The organism is Variovorax sp. PvP013 (genome assembly GCF_050435945.1).
In the GTDB taxonomy this organism is placed as follows: domain Bacteria; phylum Pseudomonadota; class Gammaproteobacteria; order Burkholderiales; family Burkholderiaceae_C; genus Variovorax.
Genome location: NZ_JBNDLF010000014.1, coordinates 1 through 16,061 on the forward strand (window position 1 = coordinate 1; position 16,061 = coordinate 16,061).

A 16,061-nucleotide genomic window follows, 5' to 3' on the forward strand; every position below is an offset into this window, starting at 1 on the left:
GACGACAGCTCGACGATGGAGAGCGCGACCGGCTCGTACTGGGCCTCCAGCTTCTCCAGCTTGGCGAACAGCAGCCGCTCGCGCTCCGGGATGTCGGGATCACCGTTCATCGCATCGCGCAGTTTCATGAGCGCCGCGTGGAGTTCCTTGTTCGAGGCAACGGCCACTGCTTTCGCGGCATTGCGTTCCACGGCAACGTCGATCAGGGCCATGTCGCGCACGCCAATGGCTCGGCGATTGGCCGCCGCCCTGATGTCGGAGATCAGACCCTGCCGCTCGGCGACACCATGGACATAACCCGAGAAACGATCGTTCGAGCCACTCAACGCGCGCGTGGCGAGAAGGCTCACCAGCAGGACCAGCATCGCCAATGCAGTGAAGGTACAGACAAGAAGCTGATGGGTGGAGAGTCTCTTCATGGGAAATTTTCAGAGGGGCAGAGATTTCTTCGAGAACGCCGCACGCGATCTCGATATCCCTGCATCGGTCAGAAGTTGCCCCCTCTTGAGCCTGGTTGTCATCTGATCGACACGATCGCGAAACTTTTTTCAGTTTTGCGCAACTCAATCGATGCACTAAAAATCATCCTTACATTTTGAACAATAAAGTACTAGTTATTCAAAGGATGATTCGATTCAGTCTTGAACGAAATTCCAACCTGTCTTAGCGATATCAGAAAATACGTTGATCGATACTCAATCGAAGATTGATCATCAATCGTTGGTCATGCCCCCTGGCTCCTCACCCTAGCTGGCCCGGAGAAACGAAGGATTCGAAGGCGATGGCATGCCACCTGCAAAGTGAACGCTGAATCCACCGAGGTATGCGGGAGTGCATGTCACGAATCCGCTCAAACCAAGAATATCCCTGCATCCCCATGAACCAGCCAGTCGACCCGCCGAAGGACGACCAGAACTTCGTGCTTCATCGACCTCATCGCGTTTCGCTGCAGTCGAGCGATCTGGAGGAAACACAGTCCTTTCTGTCGTCACTGTTCAATTCGGTGACGGTAAAACCCAAGAACAAGGAACTCTTCGCATTCGAGGCCACGATGGTGATATTTGGCGGTGTCTATTCGGGCACGGCCAGTTCGCATTCGGGCATCGAGATGATGTTCAACGAACCATTCGACGGCTACGGCATGTCACTGTTGAATACCGGAATCCTGTCGGTCGGCACGGCCACCCTCGGCCAACTAGTCTCTCCCGCGAACACCGGGGTGATCGTCGATCTGCAGAGCGTCAGCGAGGCGACGTTCCGCCCCCATACAGGATTGCAGCGCATCGTTCTGGGCAGCGACGAACTGCATCGCCACATCGCTCTTCTGACGGAACAACCCTTGCGCCAGAGGGTGAAGTTCGCACCCTATTTCGATCAGAAATCAAGCGCCGCCCGACTGCTCTTCGCCGTTGGGCAAGCGATCATGAACGGGACACGCGGCACCGCGCCATTGCTGTCTGCGCCAACGGCGGTCGCCAGTCTCAAGTCTTCCATCCTCTCGATGTTCGTCGAGACCATGCCGCACAACTACTCGGACTTCCTGGGCCGCCGTACTCCCTTGCCGGCACCTCGGCACGTCAAGCGCGCCATCGACTTCATGCACGCCAAGCTCACCGAGCCGCTTCATCTGGAGGACATCGCGCGCGCGGCACAGACCAGTCCTCGATCGTTGCAGACGGGCTTTCGCAAGTTTCGTGGCATGACGCCCATGCAGTATCTCAAGCGCTTGCGTCTCGAGGGCGCACGCAGCGAATTGCTTCAGGCCGCTCCCGGCAGTCGGGTGGTCGACGTCGCGTACCGCTGGGGTTTCGCTCATCACGGAGTGTTCTCGGCGAGCTACGCGGACGTCTTTGGAGAGTTGCCCTCCGTCACCCTGCGGCGCGGCCACAAAAGCTGAGAGGGCGCAGACGAAATCAACCGGCCTGAACATTGCGGGTCGTCCGCCTTCGATGCAGGAAATGGCGACGACGAAGCACAGGCCCGAGCGTAGCGAGAAGGCGGTCAACCGAGGTGGCAGGCTTGTGGCGCTTACACCGCAACACATCCTCCTGTCGAGTGCAATCGTTGCCCGGATGCCGCACGCGACACTCGATGAACTCGCTGACGAACTCGATCGCCTCGGCGATCTTCGCGCCTGCACTGCGACCGTCCGCCGAACGCTGCGTGCGCAAGACATCGTGCGTTCGATGCCAGCGCGGCAGGCCCGAGGCGAACCGGTCGAGCCAGTCGCCCCGATCGCTGTGGCCAAGCGCCATGACGACCCCGCGGCGCACGGCGCCAGGCTGGCCGATACAGCACCGAACTGACCGATGCCCAATGGCACGTGGTCGCCGACCTTTCCAAGCGGCCCGAGGGCAGCTGCGGTGCGCCGGCACGCCACAAGCGCCGGGTCGAAGTCGACGCCTTCGAGCAGATGCGGGACCGGTCGCGCCAGCAGTGGCGAGAGCGCATGGGCCGCGCAGCCGAACCGAGTGCGGCGGTCATCGACGCGCAGTCCGACCCTGCCTGACCGCAGGGTGGCGAATGCGGCGATGACGCCGGCGAAAGGGTAAGGCAGGAAGCGCCACATCGCGGTGGACACGCTCGGGCTGCTGCCAGCCATGACGGTGACCACTGACAGCGTGCAGGACCGCGATGGCGCTGCCGACGTCGTGGCGCAGGCCTGTCGACAAGGTTCCCGCCGTCGAACGGCTCCAGACCGATGGTGCGTACGCCGGGCAGTGCGCCGGAGCGATCGAGCAGACCCACGGGATCCGGGTCGAGCGCGAATTCCAAGAGTTACTGGCGTTCCGGTCCTTCTGCATGACCCATGTCTCGACGTGACCCCAACCTCAACCTTCGACATCGAAACCGCGTGTACGGGCATCATCGAGCGGCAAGGCAAGGCAAGTCAAAGGCACTGAGGGGCTTCGCCAAGCGGCGTACGACGTCATCGGGAGTCGAGCGACAAGCAGACAGCCGGCGTGGCGGCCCATGACCAGACTCTTCGCGCTTCCGGATCGATAACTGCGTCAGAGGTCCGACGTCGATGCGCTTGATCGTGCAAGCGCATCCTCGATCGAGGAACCATTCGAAACAACGCCGACTGCGACCTCATCAACGGTATCGTCGTCGACCTCGAGAACGGTTTTTCAGACGGGGAGCGTGCAAGTCTCCAGCGGCTCTTGGAAAGTCACGAAGCCGCAGCCAGAAGGAATCCGTGATCGGCTTCGCAGGCATGGGAATGTCTGCTCTGGCGTTGCCGCCATGTCGGCTTTAAGCCCAAAGCGGACTTTCTGGTCAGCCGTCCAACCAATCGTTTTGTTGATAAACCATAGATCATGCCCCCTGCAGGCCAGTTGCTACCACTCGCAGAAAACAGGGTTGTTAAGAGCAATTTGTAGCACGATGGCGCAAGCCCCAATCCTCATTCGAGCCGTCAGGACTGGTAAAAGCGGCCCTAGCCTTCGCGTCGGCACATTCTTGCTTGCGTCGTTCTGCCTGCTCTTCCAACACCCTTTCATTAGACGAGCGCGGGTTATTTGCTTCAGGAGCCGACTGTGATGAAAGCGCCAGTCCTAGGAGCCCTAAAAGAATGTTGGCGCCTAACTCTTCTGACTGAGGACCTACCATTTGTACACCGTCAACTTTGACTAGAAGATTTTTTGCAAAATCACTCAGCAACGAATTTGATTGGGCGACTTTGGAAAAGTGTGATTTTGCCGCGCGCTTTGATTCTTCGAAACGGGCCAGTGCGGTTGCCTTACTGTTTTGGCCTGCGCCAGCTTGGCGTGCATTGCGCAGATGTAGAACACCCAGCGTAAGATGAGCGACAGGGTCATCCGCATTGGCGGCGATCCGCAAAATGAGCGCGCAACCTTCTTCTCCTGCAAAGTCCGGACTTGGCTCCTTCAAAACCTTTGACCATGGTGGCACTGCACGTCCACACATGCCATAGCTCATCAAGTGGCTGGCCATTGCCGACACCATGGCAGGCCCCCCAGACATTCGGGAAGCCGCCTCCAAGAGCTCAGCCGGTCGGTGCAATGCGGTATACGGAAGTATTTGGCCATTGACGACCATGAGGGTTTGGGCGAGAAGCACTTTAGGACCCGGCTCATACGGCCGAGCAGCACCAACGTCGTGCAAGCGCTGGACAAGGGTCCTGCGGTCGAATTCCTCGACACCGAAAATGAGAGAATGCGATTGCGCCCAAAGGGAACCAGCACGTGCTGCTCTTACAGTAACTTCGTCTGCTTCATTGTTAGGAAGTCCTGGTGGCCGATTTCGCATCGCCAACAAGGCTCTAGCTAAATGCTCATGTGCTACTATGGATTCTGGGAATTCTTCAATTGCTCGTCTGCACGCTGCAACCCCATTTTCACCAATACTTTCCAGGCTTCGGTAATCATTGACTGGGGAGTCTAGCTCGTGGTGAGTGTAAGTAACGCACGTTGCTAGAACTTTTGCGCGAGCGTTCTTGACTTCGTTTGCTCGCCGGGCGGATTCGAGGAGTTTGGTGCTCTCTCCCGCAGCTTCATGGACATCTAGTGCAGTTTTTTCATGCGACGAACTTCGCTCAGTTACTTGTGTCAGTCCTTGAGGCGTTTGATCACATCCAGTCAATATGACGACCAGCGTCACCGTAAAAAAGCTATGTCGAAGCGAACTGTTGAAAAACGTCATGCGTTCTCCTTCATCAACACTGAACCATTAATTTTTAAGACAGCAAAACCAGTTTGGCTGGTCTATCATTAATATCTAAAACTTCGGTTTCTTGTCAACTAGAACATAGTTAGAAATGATGATAGATACAGTTTTGTTGACTTTTGACTCAAAACAGTTTATGACACCGATCGAGTCGGAAGCAATCTTAGTTCTAGATTTCAGTCGATAAATTGCAAATCAATAATGTTTGCAAACACATTCATTGCCTTAAGATTACTCACATAATCTCAGGTGCAAATTTCATCGGCGCAAAATAATTTACGCCGCCGAGTTTGTTTTGGCATTAACTCTTCCAGCTGGTGGCCAGCGATCCTGCTGTGGCCCTGGATGCCTTCCTGACATTGATCTTCCCAATTGCGGTTCCGGAATCTGTTACTGGGCCGGTTCTAAAGGCTGTTGTACGAGCCATACGAGCTACTGGCTCCTGAAGTTCTTGATCCACGTCTGACGGCGGAATGCGTCCAGAACCGGAAGTTCGTCACGCTCCTGTGATTCTTGCCAGAAGCCGACGCTGTACGCTTGAGGAATGAATCTTGACGCACAGCCACTCGACGCCGGCCCGGTAGTCGCCCATGCTTACAGCCCGATGGATGTCCTCTTCAACGAGTGGCGCCCGCATGTTGTGGCAGAAGCCGGCCATTTTGTCGAAGACGGCATCGTCTGTGAGGAGGGTTGGCGAAAAGCCAAACGCAAGGTTCTTTTTGTGCTGAAAGAGCCGAACGGATACGAAGGTGAGCATGGAGCGCTGAATGAACTCCTGCGCAAAGCGACAGCACCGAACTCGACCAGCGCCATGTGGGACCGGCCGACCTTTCATACTTTAGGGCGCTGGGCGCATGGTTTGCTCCACTACTCCAGCGAAGTGGCCGGCTACGACGCAGCGCACCGCGCGCGCAAAAACGCAATTCTGGGGTGCGCTTACATCAACATCAAGAAGTCCACTGGCAGTGCGCGTGCGACCAGGAACGTCGAAGTGCACGCCGCAAAGTATGCAGATTTCCTACGACGTCAGGTAGCCATCATCAACCCGGATATTGTGGTTTGCGGCGGAACTTACGACATGCTCAAGGCGCATGCCTATCCGTCCATGTCGAAGGTGTCGGATCGCATCCACGAGTGCGAGAACTGCATCTTCATCAACGCTTTTCACCCTGGCTGTCGGAAGAACCGAAGGCTCGTATACGACCAAGTTCTCCTAAGCTTTGACCGGTACATGACTAGAACGTCGTGAAGCAACGCAGACGATGAAAGCTAATGCAGCACCAACAGGCCGCGTCGACTCGGTCACGTGGCAAAACAAGGCAGGAGTCATTTGGCGTGAAAGAGGAGGACATCCGCGCTAAGATGAAGACCATCTATCAACAACATGAAGATCTATTTAAGCGGCTTGCAGACTGTTAACTAGCCGCAGCCGGCCATTATCAGACCTTCACATTATCTTTTGCGTTTAACATTCACCGAAAGCCTGCAGACAACCACACCCCATTTGGCGCCCGCTCCCATACGAGAAGAAAAATATTCTAGTTCCTGCATCTACAGACTACCAATTTAATCGGCCCATAAAAAATAAAACTCGTCCTGCTTATCTAGCCGACGAATGCATAAAGCACCCAAGGTCATTTGTCGTTGCTCGCGCATCTCATGCCTGCAACTAACACGGCGTGTCCTAAAGGTTCCTCCGAATTTGCCGATATATCAATAGTTGATTTTATTGTCCAAGCCAATAGGCTTGAACGAATTGAAATTCCAAACGAATGCAGAACTCAGTATTGCCGTAATTCTATTTTGGCGTTAAGCCGCTTTGAGGAAGTTTAAATTGGTGGATTCCGCAAAAATTGCTTCGATCGCCGGTAAGGTGGCTTTTGAAATGTTTGTTCCCAGCTACATGAAGGCTGCATATTCGGCGCTCTCATCATCTCAAGAAGAGTTAAAGACGGCCGAAAATGTAGGGCTATCAGCCCTTGAGGAAGAGGCCAAAAAGCAAAAAGTGATCATGGAGTTTCAAGCTCATCAAGCACGCGTCACTCAGGAGCTTGCCATCGCCGAGCGCATTGCTACGTCACATGAGGTTGTCATCGAAGAATACTACGAAGGTTCGGGCAAGGGTCACGCCGGTTTAAAAGCAGAAAACGAAATGATTTCTGTCGGAGCCAGCGGCGAAGGTCGGCGTGTAACCAAACGCGTGATTCGGTTTAGCGGTTGGGTCGAGCAGACAGGTTCTGTCGAGAGCTAATTTAGCGTGAGGGGATCGGATGGCCTGCAAATCTGCTTCTACGCAAAGACTACTTCCGCTTTGGGCCGAGGCTGTGTGAAAACGTCCCCGACCTGACTAGACTTTGCGCATTCGCATGGATCGAGGTGGTGCATGAAGCGATTCATCGAAGGCGAGGACCGCAAGCAGGTGACGATGCTGCCGGAGTGCCTGGACGACTACATCGGCGAAGACAACCCGGTCCGGGTCGTCGAGGCCTTCGTCGAAGCACTCGACCTGCAGGGCCTCGGCTTCAGCGGTGCCGATCCCGCGGCGACCGGCAGTTCGGCCTACCACCTCGCGGTGCTGCTCAAGCTCTACCTCTACGGCTATCTCCACTGCTTGCTCCTGAGTCAACATCAGCAGCCTCACAAGGCTGCCATCGTCCCCCAGGTGGGTCGCATTACTTCAGCGCAGTGGGTCAGTTTTACATTGGCGCCAACACCTAGTGGGCGCACTGGCCGGTCTGCGATCTTCAGCGCCGCGGCCATCCAGTTCTGTCTGACCTTGAAATACATGTTCGGCTTGGCCTTGAGACAGGCTACCGCCTTGTCCGAGAGTCTCCTCAAGCTAGCCCAGTTCGACTGGAACGTGCCCGACTACAGCACTTTGTCCAGACGGCAAAAGACCTTGAAAATAGCCATCACGGCATGCCCGAACCGAGGTGGTTTGCATCTGCTGATTGACAGCACGGGTGTGAAGATGCTAGGAGAAGGGGCATGGAAGATCAGAAAGCACGGTGCCGACTATCGGGGTCAGTGGCGCAAAGTGCACTTGGGCGTGGATGCTCAGACTCTGGAGATCCGAGCCATCGAGGTGACCGACAACGCCATCGGCGACGCGCCGATACTGCCGCAGTTGCCAGCGCAGATTCCGGAAGACGAACTGCTCTGTTCGGTCAGTGCTGATGGCGCCTACGACACCAGGGCCTGTCACGAAGCCATGTCCCACCGACGCGCCACAGGCCATCATCCCAACGCGCAAAAACGCAAAGCCCTGGGCCGAGAGCCGGGCGGGAGCTCGAGCAAGGAATGAGATTTTGAGAGCAACCTAGGAACTGGGGCGCTCGATCTGGAAGAAATGGAGCGGCTAGCACCGACGCGGTCTTGTGGAAACCAAGATGGGCTGCTTCAAAAGATTGGGCGAGCGGGTAAGGGCGCGGGACTTAGAGCGTCAGGTCACCGAGCTGCAAGTGCGGGTCTCGATCCTCAACCGTTTACCCAGCTGGGCACGCCCGAGACAGTACGCGTGGCGTAACTCCGTCCGAGGTAAGGGGCACTGCAAAATAACTTAAGTTTATGCAACAACGCCGCATACACATAAAAGAGGAAATCCTTATTGCGCGCGTTACGATTCAGGCGCAAGATGAACCGAGTACCTTGTTGCTAGCAAAGATAAATACTCTGACCGTGATGGAGTTTCCACATGCATGTAAAGAAGTTCACGCGTATTTGTTTAACTGCGGCATTGATTAGCACTACACTTTTTGCCTGGGCGCAAGTAACCGAAGCGAACATTGGCAACATGAAATTTGTTGGCACATCAACGCCCCAAGGCTCTCCCCCTTGGGATGTCTCGATAAACTTCGCAAATGGTCTTGCAGTTTGGTCCAAGCCTGACGGCGCAAGAGCAGAACGGAATCTTTCTAGTTACTCGATCAATGGAAACCGGTTGTCGATCAAGCTTCAGGCCAAAAGTCCTGTTGGAATTCCCGATTTGATTTGCGATGGAACTGTCAGTGGGCGTCTTATAGATGCTCAGTGCATGGCCAATGCAGGCGGTCCTCCCGAAAAATTAGTAGGTCGTCTTGAGTAACGGCAGTAATTTGCTCTGGCATCGTTGCACAAATCCTAAGGAAACGTCCTGCGAAGTGCGCAATCTTAGTAGCCCGAAATAACAAGAAAGCGTATCGGGCACAGTACCTCACAACGAACTAACCCTCCCACAACGCTTTGTTCAAACGTCGCGGCTCGCTTACTGTCTAGATAAACCATAAGCTCGAATGGCAAGCTCCGCTTGGCAGTCGCCTTGGTTTGACTGCGGGCTATAGCGACGCGACCATCCAGTTCTGCCTGACCTTAAAGTGCATGTTCGGCCTAGGCCTGAAATAGCGTCAACGGCTAGGCCAAGAGCCTCCTTAAGCTGATCCAGTTCGGCTAGAACATGCCTGACTTCAGCACTTTGTCGCGACGCCAGAAGATACTGAGAGTGACAATCACGGCACACCCGAGCCGAGGTGGTTTGCATCTCCTGGTCGACGGCACGGCCGTGAAAATGCTGGGTAAAAGGGAATGAAAGATAAAAAGCATGGCGCCGACTTGTCAGTCGCCTGTGGTGCCAGGTGCATCTGGGCGTAAAGTCGCAGACGCTTGAAATCCGTGCTATCGAGGTAACCGACAACGCTGTCGGCGACGCACCGATGCTGCCTCAGCTGGTTGCCCAAATCCTAGAAGACGAGCTGCTCCGCTCGGTCAGCGCTGATAGCGTTTATGACATAAGGGCCTTGTTACGAGATCATTGCTCACAACACACCCTAGCCAGCATTCCAACGCGCAAGTATGCAAAGCCCTGGGTGGACAGTCGGGCAGGATCCTGAGCAGGAAATGAGATCTTGAGGGCGCCCCGGGAGCTGGCACGCACGATCTGGAAGAAGTGGAGCGGCTATCACCGACGCAGCCTGATGGAAACCAAGATGGGCTGCTTCAAAAAAATGGATGAGCGGTTGATAGCCTGAGACTTCAAACGTTAGGTCACCGAACTGCAAGTGCGCGTCTCTATCCTCAACCGGTTCACCTGACTGGGAACGCTTGAGACTGTGCGCGTAGCGTGATTTTGTCTGGGTAGGGGCACTGCTACCTGATTCAATTTTATGCGACAGTGCCGTTAGTATGTAAAGCGTCGTGGAGCTTTAATAACAGGGCCGCCATTGCACGCCGGTATAGCTACCATTGCAGCCACTGGTGCAGCGGCTACAGCATAGCCTGCAACAATCTGCTCTAGGATTTGGGGAGATTGCGGTGTGGACTTGTTAGTCAAGCCAACGAGTAGTCCGTTATTTAACGTGACACTGAACTCAGATGTCGCAAACCATGAGGGCTTATGGAGTATAACTCTCGGTTTTTGATAATCTGCGACAGTAATAATCTCTTCTTTTTGAACCACCTCTTTGCAGCCCAGAGGCGCACTACCTAGCAAATTCTTATCTTTGTCAATCAATTGGGTAAAAGTATGACTTACTTGTATAAGAGCCGGCTCATAATAAACCACCCCACCCACCGGTTTACCAACAGCAGAAAAGGTGGCAGGATCTAGTTGGATAGTTTCCACATATGAGGCGCAACCGCTGTTCAGCACGGCAAATCCTCCGAGAAATACATAATGCAATAAATAGAAAGTTTTTTTCATGGTATAACAGGCATATTACTGTAAATAAAATAGTCAATATATGAAAGTAAAATTTAAATAATTTTGGATCTTTTCAATGCTAGTTGATATTTCAAGTTGACGTGCAATTTGTCAATGTAATTTAATATTGCTGGAAATTTTTCCATCGCTTTTAAAAAAGTAAAATGCAAAGAGACTTTGCAGTAGCTCCTAATTATTTTTGATCATGAGATCTATATCTATTACACCACAAACCGATAAAGTGCCCAGCTTAAGCGATCGACCCACACAGCGCTGTTATACAGACCTAAATAGGTTGCAGTGACTCTCATCTAGGCGGGGTTACACCCCGCGTACTGTCGCAGGTACGCCCAGCTAAGCAAATCTGTTGAGGAGCGAGACCCTTAACTGTCGCTCGGCAACACACATCGCTCGAGGTGGCGCACTGTCACCCGCTCGCTTAGTCTTTTGAGGAAATACTTTTAGTTTTTTACGAGACAGCGTCGGTAGTGGAGCTTCTACACTCTTTCTAGGCCGAGCGCCACAACTCCAGGGTTGCTCTCAAAATATCATCGCTGACTCGGTTTCCTGAATAATTCTTGCTTCAGGACTTGGCATTTCCATGTGCTGGGATGATGGCTGTAGCTTGGTCAGCGTGTTTATCCCTGCTTGCTACTAGGAACACATGCTCAGCAAAAGCTGAGGTGATGAGTTACGCACTAGCGCCACCTCAAGTTGCAAATCTGTTAATTTGTAGAAACGTACAAGTACCAGCGCTGCGACCCGTCTGGTGGTCCATATTGCACATGACGGCAAGCGCCAGTGTCACCATACCGCACTCGATATGGCGCGTTAGATCCGGAGGCAAGTGTGAAACTGCTATTGCCACCTCCAACGTACCAAATCGTACATGAAATCGTGTAGTTGTTAGGATTTCCTGTTATGGTCGTACCACTACATCCTTGCTGATTAGTATAGCAATTGATCATAGTCGCTTGAATTGGACCTGTCACGATAGGTGCAGCTGGTGCGCCAGGTGTTGGGGCCAAGGAATCACTAGCTGTCGCTATAGCTTGCGATTTTTGCGTATGCGCCATCGGCACTGCGCATCCAGTCAGAACTGCCGCCCCTAAAAGCAAAGTGTAAAGCTTCATTTTGTCTCTCATAACGTAATGTTTAAAGATTTAAGGGCGGCACGCTCAATGGAAATTAGTCAATTATGACTTTAATAATTCATTCCTGATTCATTTTAATATTTCTTTATCGTTGATAACGATTTGATTGTTTCATTCGTTTTGAAAAACTTAGCTTGTTTGAGTTATTTTTTCCATGATGTAACTATAATTCCATCTTGAGTAATCAAGTTTAAAAGCTTTGAATATGTTTAAAGCCGAAACAGCTTTATATTATGAGACATAACTAGTAAAGGTTCAATGATTTTTTTGCTTTGTGATCATCAAAAATGATGATGTTATGAAACTTCATAATTGATATTATGAATTATATATAGTTATTTAATTTTCGGATTTTTATAGGAAGTTACGCCATGATAAAAAAATTTTCTCCCAAAGCGAATTCTTTTATCAAGCCATTTGAAATGGAGACGCCCGAAATAATCTTACGCGGCGCTGAAGCTTATACCCACAAATTAGATAACAATATAATTTGTTTAACAGATAGTCGAGCTCGCCCAAGGTCTCGTTTCGAGATAGTGCTTGAGGCAACAGAGGGATTTATTCCTTTATGGGATGAGAATCTTATTTTAAAATGGAATTTTAACAATTTGTCATTGATTAAGTTTAAAAATCCGGACGACGTTGCTGATCAAGTTCGAAATTTGGTATCAGAGGCTATTAAAGCATGGGGGTATGCCGCCCCTATCCGGTTTGTCGAGAATGGCGATAATTCAGATTTTGAAATTTTTGTCGAGGAGCACGAAAGTTGCAATCCAATGGGATGTACTCTCGCGCAAGCCTTCTTTCCAGATGCAGGTCGACATCAGCTGTACATATATCCCACGATGTTCAAACAAGTCATGGAAGAACAAGTTGATACTTTGACTCATGAGATAGGGCATATTTTTGGACTAAGGCATTTTTTTGCTCCTGAAAATGAGACTGAATGGCCGTCTGTTGTTTTTGGTAAACACAAGCCTTTTTCCATAATGAATTATGGAAAAAATAGTAAACTGACTGATAGTGATAAAGAAGATCTTTTTCTGTTGTATAAAGGAGCCTGGAGTGGCCAGCTAAAAAATATTAATGGAACGCCCATAAAACTTGTGCGCCCTTATCATTATTCTTTGCCTTGATTGATAAAACTTAGTAAAGTATTTTGGAAATTTGAAATCATAATTGCTTTAAACTGGCATTGTTTTAAAATTTCTAGTCAGACACTTAACGAAGTTTAATTTCATTAGCCTCATGTGACTAGCAAACCGGCGCTGTTGCATAACCTGAATTAGGCTGTAGTGCCCCCAACCCCAGACGGAGTTAGGCCACGCGCACCGTCTCAGGTGTGCCCAGCTGGGTGAACCTGTTGAGGATCGAGACCCGGACCTGCAGTTCAGTGACCTGCCGCTCGAAGTCCCGAGCCATCACGCGCTCGCCCAGTCTTTGGAAGGACCCCATCTTGGTCTCCACGAGGCTACGTCGGTGGTAGACGCTCCACTCCTTCCAGATCGAGCGTCCTAACTCCCGAGTCGCCCTCAAGATTTCATTTCTTGCTCGGGCTCCTGCCCGAATTTCTGCCCAGGGCTTGGCGTTCTTGCGCGTCGGGATGATGGCTGCAGCTTGCCGACCGGCAATGGCTTCGTGGCAGGCCTTGGTGTCATAGGCGCCGTCGGCACTGACCGAATGAAGCGGCTCGTCCTCTGGAATCTGAGCGAGCGCGAGCAACTGGGGGAGCATCGGCGCATCTCCAATGGCGTTGTCAGTGACCTCGATGGCCCGGATCTCCAGGGTCTGGGCGTACACGCCCAAGTGCACCTTGCGCCACTGGCGTCGGTAGTCAGCACCGTGTTTCAATATCCTCCCATTCACCTTCTCCCAACATCTTCACACCCGTGCTGTCGACCAGCAGGTGCAAACCACCTTGGCTCGAGCGTGCTGTGATGGCCACGCTCAGGGTCTTCTGGCGTCGTGACAGGGTGCTGTAGTCAGGCACGTTCCAGTCGAGCTGCGCCAGCTCGAGCAGACTCTCTGCCAAGCCCTTGGCCTGCCTCAGGCCCAGGCCGAACATGCATTTCAAGGTCAGACAAAACTCGATGGCGGCATCGCTGAAGACCGCAGGTCGACCAGCGCGCCCGCTGGGCGCAGCCTGCCACTGGAGCTCGGGGTCGAGCCAGACCATCAGCGAGCCGCGGCGCTTGAGCGAAGCGTTGTACGCAGGCCAGTTCGTTGTGCGGTACCGCGCTCGAGGTGGTTTACTCATCGCCTCAGGCTACCAAGATCGCGTGCTGGCAGGGACCTGGCCAAGGAGTTATGCAACAACGCCGGCCGCCACCTTAGAAGACCCGCCGACGGCGTTCGTATACCCGGTGTGCTCTACGCCCAGCTGGCACCCGCAGGACCGAGAGTACCGCTACTGTGGCCGCTGCCACCTGTTCGTCGACGATGGGATCGACAGCGCCGGCAGCAATTCGTAGGAGAAGGAATGTCGACTTTCGACGTCACCCTCGGACGGCGTTGTCGTTTCTGGTCAGCCCGCCCTCCCTGTCTGCGGACCACCGGGAAGGCGCTCCCCAATTCGCTCTCCCCTTCGGTTTGGTGGCTTCCACTGCAGCGCGAGCGCTTTCCGATTGAACCATCACATTGATAAATCACATAATCAACAATATATTTTCTTTAAACTTTAGTCCAGCAAAAGTCTCGATAACCCATTCAATAGTGCAATTTTTGCAACCTCTACGAGTCCTATCTCCACGCAGGCGATGCTTGGCGGCAAACCTGCGCAGCAGGATCGGAGTGATAGAAACGCGGAAACGAACCCGCTCGGACGATGGCTCCCTGCCCTCCTTCGTCAGCAGGCGCACCTCGGACGTGGGCCCGACGCTTCCGCATGCTCCAGACCTTCGCCATCACCGGTCCGATCTACGTTGTCATCGCCCTGGGCTTCGCGGCGGGCCACCTTGTCTTCAGCAAGCCCGACATGCGCGTGCTGGGCACCTACGTGGTCCGTTTCGCGCTGCCGGCGCTGGTGTTCACCGCGCTGTCGCAGCGCCCGGTCGGCGAGGTGCTCAACGCCCGTTATTTGCTCGGCTACGCGGTCGGTTCGCTGCTCATGATGACGGCGGGACTGCTGTGGGCCTGGCGCCGCCAGGGCAAGGGCTTCACGCTGAGCGCGCTGTGCGGACTGGGCGTCTCCAGCTCCAACAGCGGCTTCATCGGCTACCCGATCGCGATCCTGGTGGCCGGGCCGGCGCCGGCGGCGGTGGGGCTGGCGATGTGCATGCTGGTGGAAAACCTGCTGATGATCCCGCTGACGCTGGTCATGGCCGACAGCGGGCATGCGAGCAAGGGCAAGTGGCACCGCATCCTGCTTCAGTCGCTCGCCCAGCTCTCGCGCAACCCGGTGATCCTGGCCATCCTGGGCGGCGTCGCCGTCTCGCTCACGGGCATCACGATCACGGGCGTCCTCGCGCGCTCGATCAACATGCTGGCCATGTCCTCGGCGGCGGTCTCGCTGTTCGTCATCGGCGGCACGCTGGTGGGTTTGAAGACCAAGGGCATGCGGCGCGACGTCACCTCCATCGCGCTGGGCAAGCTGCTGCTGCATCCGCTGGCGGTGGGCACCATGATGTGGCTGCTGCCGCCCGACGACCCTGAACTGCGCGCGGCGGCGGTGATCTTCGCCGCCACGCCGATGCTCAGCATCTACCCGATCCTGGCGCAGAAGTACGGCTTCGAGGAGATGTGCGCGGCGGCATTGTTGCTGGCGACCGTGCTGTCGTTCGGGACCATCAGCCTCGCGATCTGGGTACTGAACCACGGACTGGGCTGGTAGACGCCTCGAGCCAGGGTTCAAAAAATTCGAACTTTGGCGTCAACCCGATTGAAAGCCGATGCCTGCGGGTCCTCTTAGACTGCGCCGAACGCGATGGCCCGTGGGGTCGCACTCTTTCAACGCACTCGACCCTCCGACGACATGACGACCCCTTCGCCGCAACCGATCCGCTACGGTGCCACGGCCATCACCCTGCACTGGCTGATGGTCCTGGCGCTGGTGGGCATGTTCGTGGTGGGCCTCTACATGACGGGCCTGCCGTTCTCCATGCAGCGGCTCAAGCTCTACAACTGGCACAAGTGGGCGGGCGTGACCGTCCTCGCGCTGGCGACGCTGCGCCTGCTCTGGCGGCTCGGCCATCGTCCACCCGCCCTGCCCGCGAAGGCGGCGGCGACCATGCCGCGCTGGCAGCACGTCGCGCATCAAGCCACGCACGCGCTCCTCTACGCGTTGTTCTTCATCGTCCCACTGGTGGGCTGGGCCTACAGCTCGGCGGCGGGCTTTCCGATCGTGTTCCTCGGCGTGCTGCCGCTGCCCAGTTTCGTGCCGGTGGACCCGGTCCTGGCCGAGGCCATCAAGCCGTGGCATCAGATCACGGCCTACGCACTGGCGGCGCTGGTGGTGCTGCACGTCGCGGCGGTGGCCAAGCACCAGCTCGTCGACCGCGACGGGCTGCTGCGACGCATGCTGCCGGGCCGGGGCTGACTCCCATTCT

At 54.3% G+C, this 16,061-nt stretch carries 10 protein-coding genes and 6 pseudogenes; 12 read left to right on the plus strand and 4 right to left on the minus strand.

The genetic code is table 11. The features are described 5' to 3' along the window. A pseudogene (locus ABID77_RS21390) lies at positions 1-419 on the minus strand (methyl-accepting chemotaxis protein); the annotation flags it as partial. Positions 420-877: 458 nt separating this feature from the next. On the opposite strand from ABID77_RS21390, the gene ABID77_RS21395 reads away from it, so the two are divergent. The 3 genes and pseudogenes from ABID77_RS21395 to ABID77_RS21405 all read left to right on the plus strand — a co-directional run. Further along, positions 878-1,897 carry a helix-turn-helix transcriptional regulator gene (locus tag ABID77_RS21395; protein WP_429600352.1) on the plus strand — a complete coding sequence of 340 codons (1,020 nt, stop codon included), beginning with the start codon at positions 878-880 and terminating at the stop codon, positions 1,895-1,897. 61 nt (positions 1,898-1,958) lie between these two features. After that, positions 1,959-2,306, plus strand: a complete 348-nt coding sequence (locus ABID77_RS21400) for a hypothetical protein (RefSeq protein WP_429600354.1) — start codon at positions 1,959-1,961, stop codon at positions 2,304-2,306. Then, positions 2,294-2,763, plus strand: a pseudogene (locus ABID77_RS21405) (transposase); the annotation flags it as partial. The gene ABID77_RS21400 and the pseudogene ABID77_RS21405, both read left to right, overlap by 13 nt. Positions 2,764-3,366: 603 nt before the next feature. Here ABID77_RS21405 and ABID77_RS21410 read toward each other — a convergent pair. Then, positions 3,367-4,665, minus strand: coding sequence for a hypothetical protein (locus ABID77_RS21410; RefSeq protein ID WP_429600357.1), 1,299 nt, complete (start codon positions 4,663-4,665; stop codon positions 3,367-3,369). A gap of 568 nt (positions 4,666-5,233) precedes the next feature. Between ABID77_RS21410 and ABID77_RS21415 the strand changes: the two genes are divergently transcribed. The 6 genes and pseudogenes from ABID77_RS21415 (at position 5,234) to ABID77_RS21440 (ending at position 9,755) form a co-directional block, all read left to right on the plus strand. Then, complete coding sequence (locus ABID77_RS21415; RefSeq protein ID WP_429600361.1) at positions 5,234-5,938, plus strand: hypothetical protein; 705 nt, start codon at positions 5,234-5,236, stop codon at positions 5,936-5,938. 588 nt (positions 5,939-6,526) lie between these two features. Beyond that, positions 6,527-6,940 (plus strand): hypothetical protein, encoded by a 414-nt coding sequence (locus ABID77_RS21420; protein ID WP_429600364.1) that lies wholly within the window; start codon positions 6,527-6,529, stop codon positions 6,938-6,940. A gap of 132 nt (positions 6,941-7,072) precedes the next feature. Continuing rightward, positions 7,073-7,298, plus strand: a pseudogene (locus tag ABID77_RS21425) (IS5/IS1182 family transposase); the annotation flags it as partial. Between the two features lie 104 nt (positions 7,299-7,402). Then, positions 7,403-8,215: pseudogene (locus ABID77_RS21430) on the plus strand (IS5 family transposase); the annotation flags it as partial. Positions 8,216-8,383: 168 nt separating this feature from the next. Then, positions 8,384-8,773 (plus strand): hypothetical protein, encoded by a 390-nt coding sequence (locus ABID77_RS21435; protein WP_429600366.1) that lies wholly within the window; start codon positions 8,384-8,386, stop codon positions 8,771-8,773. A gap of 137 nt (positions 8,774-8,910) precedes the next feature. Beyond that, positions 8,911-9,755 (plus strand): annotated as a pseudogene (locus ABID77_RS21440) (IS5 family transposase). A gap of 86 nt (positions 9,756-9,841) precedes the next feature. Here ABID77_RS21440 and ABID77_RS21445 read toward each other — a convergent pair. Further along, positions 9,842-10,363, minus strand: a complete 522-nt coding sequence (locus ABID77_RS21445; RefSeq protein ID WP_429600369.1) for a hypothetical protein — start codon at positions 10,361-10,363, stop codon at positions 9,842-9,844. A 1,525-nt stretch (positions 10,364-11,888) separates the two neighbouring features. On the opposite strand from ABID77_RS21445, the gene ABID77_RS21450 reads away from it, so the two are divergent. Beyond that, on the plus strand, positions 11,889-12,653 hold the full coding sequence (locus ABID77_RS21450; protein ID WP_429600372.1) for a matrixin family metalloprotease: 765 nt from the start codon (positions 11,889-11,891) through the stop codon (positions 12,651-12,653). Between the two features lie 181 nt (positions 12,654-12,834). On the opposite strand, the pseudogene ABID77_RS21455 reads toward ABID77_RS21450, so the two are convergent. Then, positions 12,835-13,774 (minus strand): annotated as a pseudogene (locus ABID77_RS21455) (IS5 family transposase). Between the two features lie 627 nt (positions 13,775-14,401). Here ABID77_RS21455 and ABID77_RS21460 point away from each other — a divergent pair. Both ABID77_RS21460 and ABID77_RS21465 read left to right on the plus strand, forming a co-directional pair. After that, complete coding sequence (locus ABID77_RS21460) at positions 14,402-15,346, plus strand: AEC family transporter (RefSeq protein WP_429600375.1); 945 nt, start codon at positions 14,402-14,404, stop codon at positions 15,344-15,346. A gap of 141 nt (positions 15,347-15,487) precedes the next feature. Next, positions 15,488-16,051 carry a cytochrome b gene (locus tag ABID77_RS21465; protein WP_429600378.1) on the plus strand — a complete coding sequence of 188 codons (564 nt, stop codon included), beginning with the start codon at positions 15,488-15,490 and terminating at the stop codon, positions 16,049-16,051. Positions 16,052-16,061 lie beyond the last annotated feature (10 nt).

Coding starts and splice junctions, on each gene's coding strand:
- ABID77_RS21395 (WP_429600352.1), top strand. CDS start 878: ATGAACCAGCCAGTCGACCCGCCGAAGGACGACCAGAACTTCGTGCTT.
- ABID77_RS21400 (WP_429600354.1), top strand. CDS start 1,959: ATGGCGACGACGAAGCACAGGCCCGAGCGTAGCGAGAAGGCGGTCAAC.
- ABID77_RS21410 (WP_429600357.1), bottom strand. CDS start 4,665: ATGACGTTTTTCAACAGTTCGCTTCGACATAGCTTTTTTACGGTGACG.
- ABID77_RS21415 (WP_429600361.1), top strand. CDS start 5,234: ATGAATCTTGACGCACAGCCACTCGACGCCGGCCCGGTAGTCGCCCAT.
- ABID77_RS21435 (WP_429600366.1), top strand. CDS start 8,384: ATGCATGTAAAGAAGTTCACGCGTATTTGTTTAACTGCGGCATTGATT.
- ABID77_RS21445 (WP_429600369.1), bottom strand. CDS start 10,363: ATGAAAAAAACTTTCTATTTATTGCATTATGTATTTCTCGGAGGATTT.
- ABID77_RS21450 (WP_429600372.1), top strand. CDS start 11,889: ATGATAAAAAAATTTTCTCCCAAAGCGAATTCTTTTATCAAGCCATTT.
- ABID77_RS21460 (WP_429600375.1), top strand. CDS start 14,402: ATGCTCCAGACCTTCGCCATCACCGGTCCGATCTACGTTGTCATCGCC.
- ABID77_RS21465 (WP_429600378.1), top strand. CDS start 15,488: ATGACGACCCCTTCGCCGCAACCGATCCGCTACGGTGCCACGGCCATC.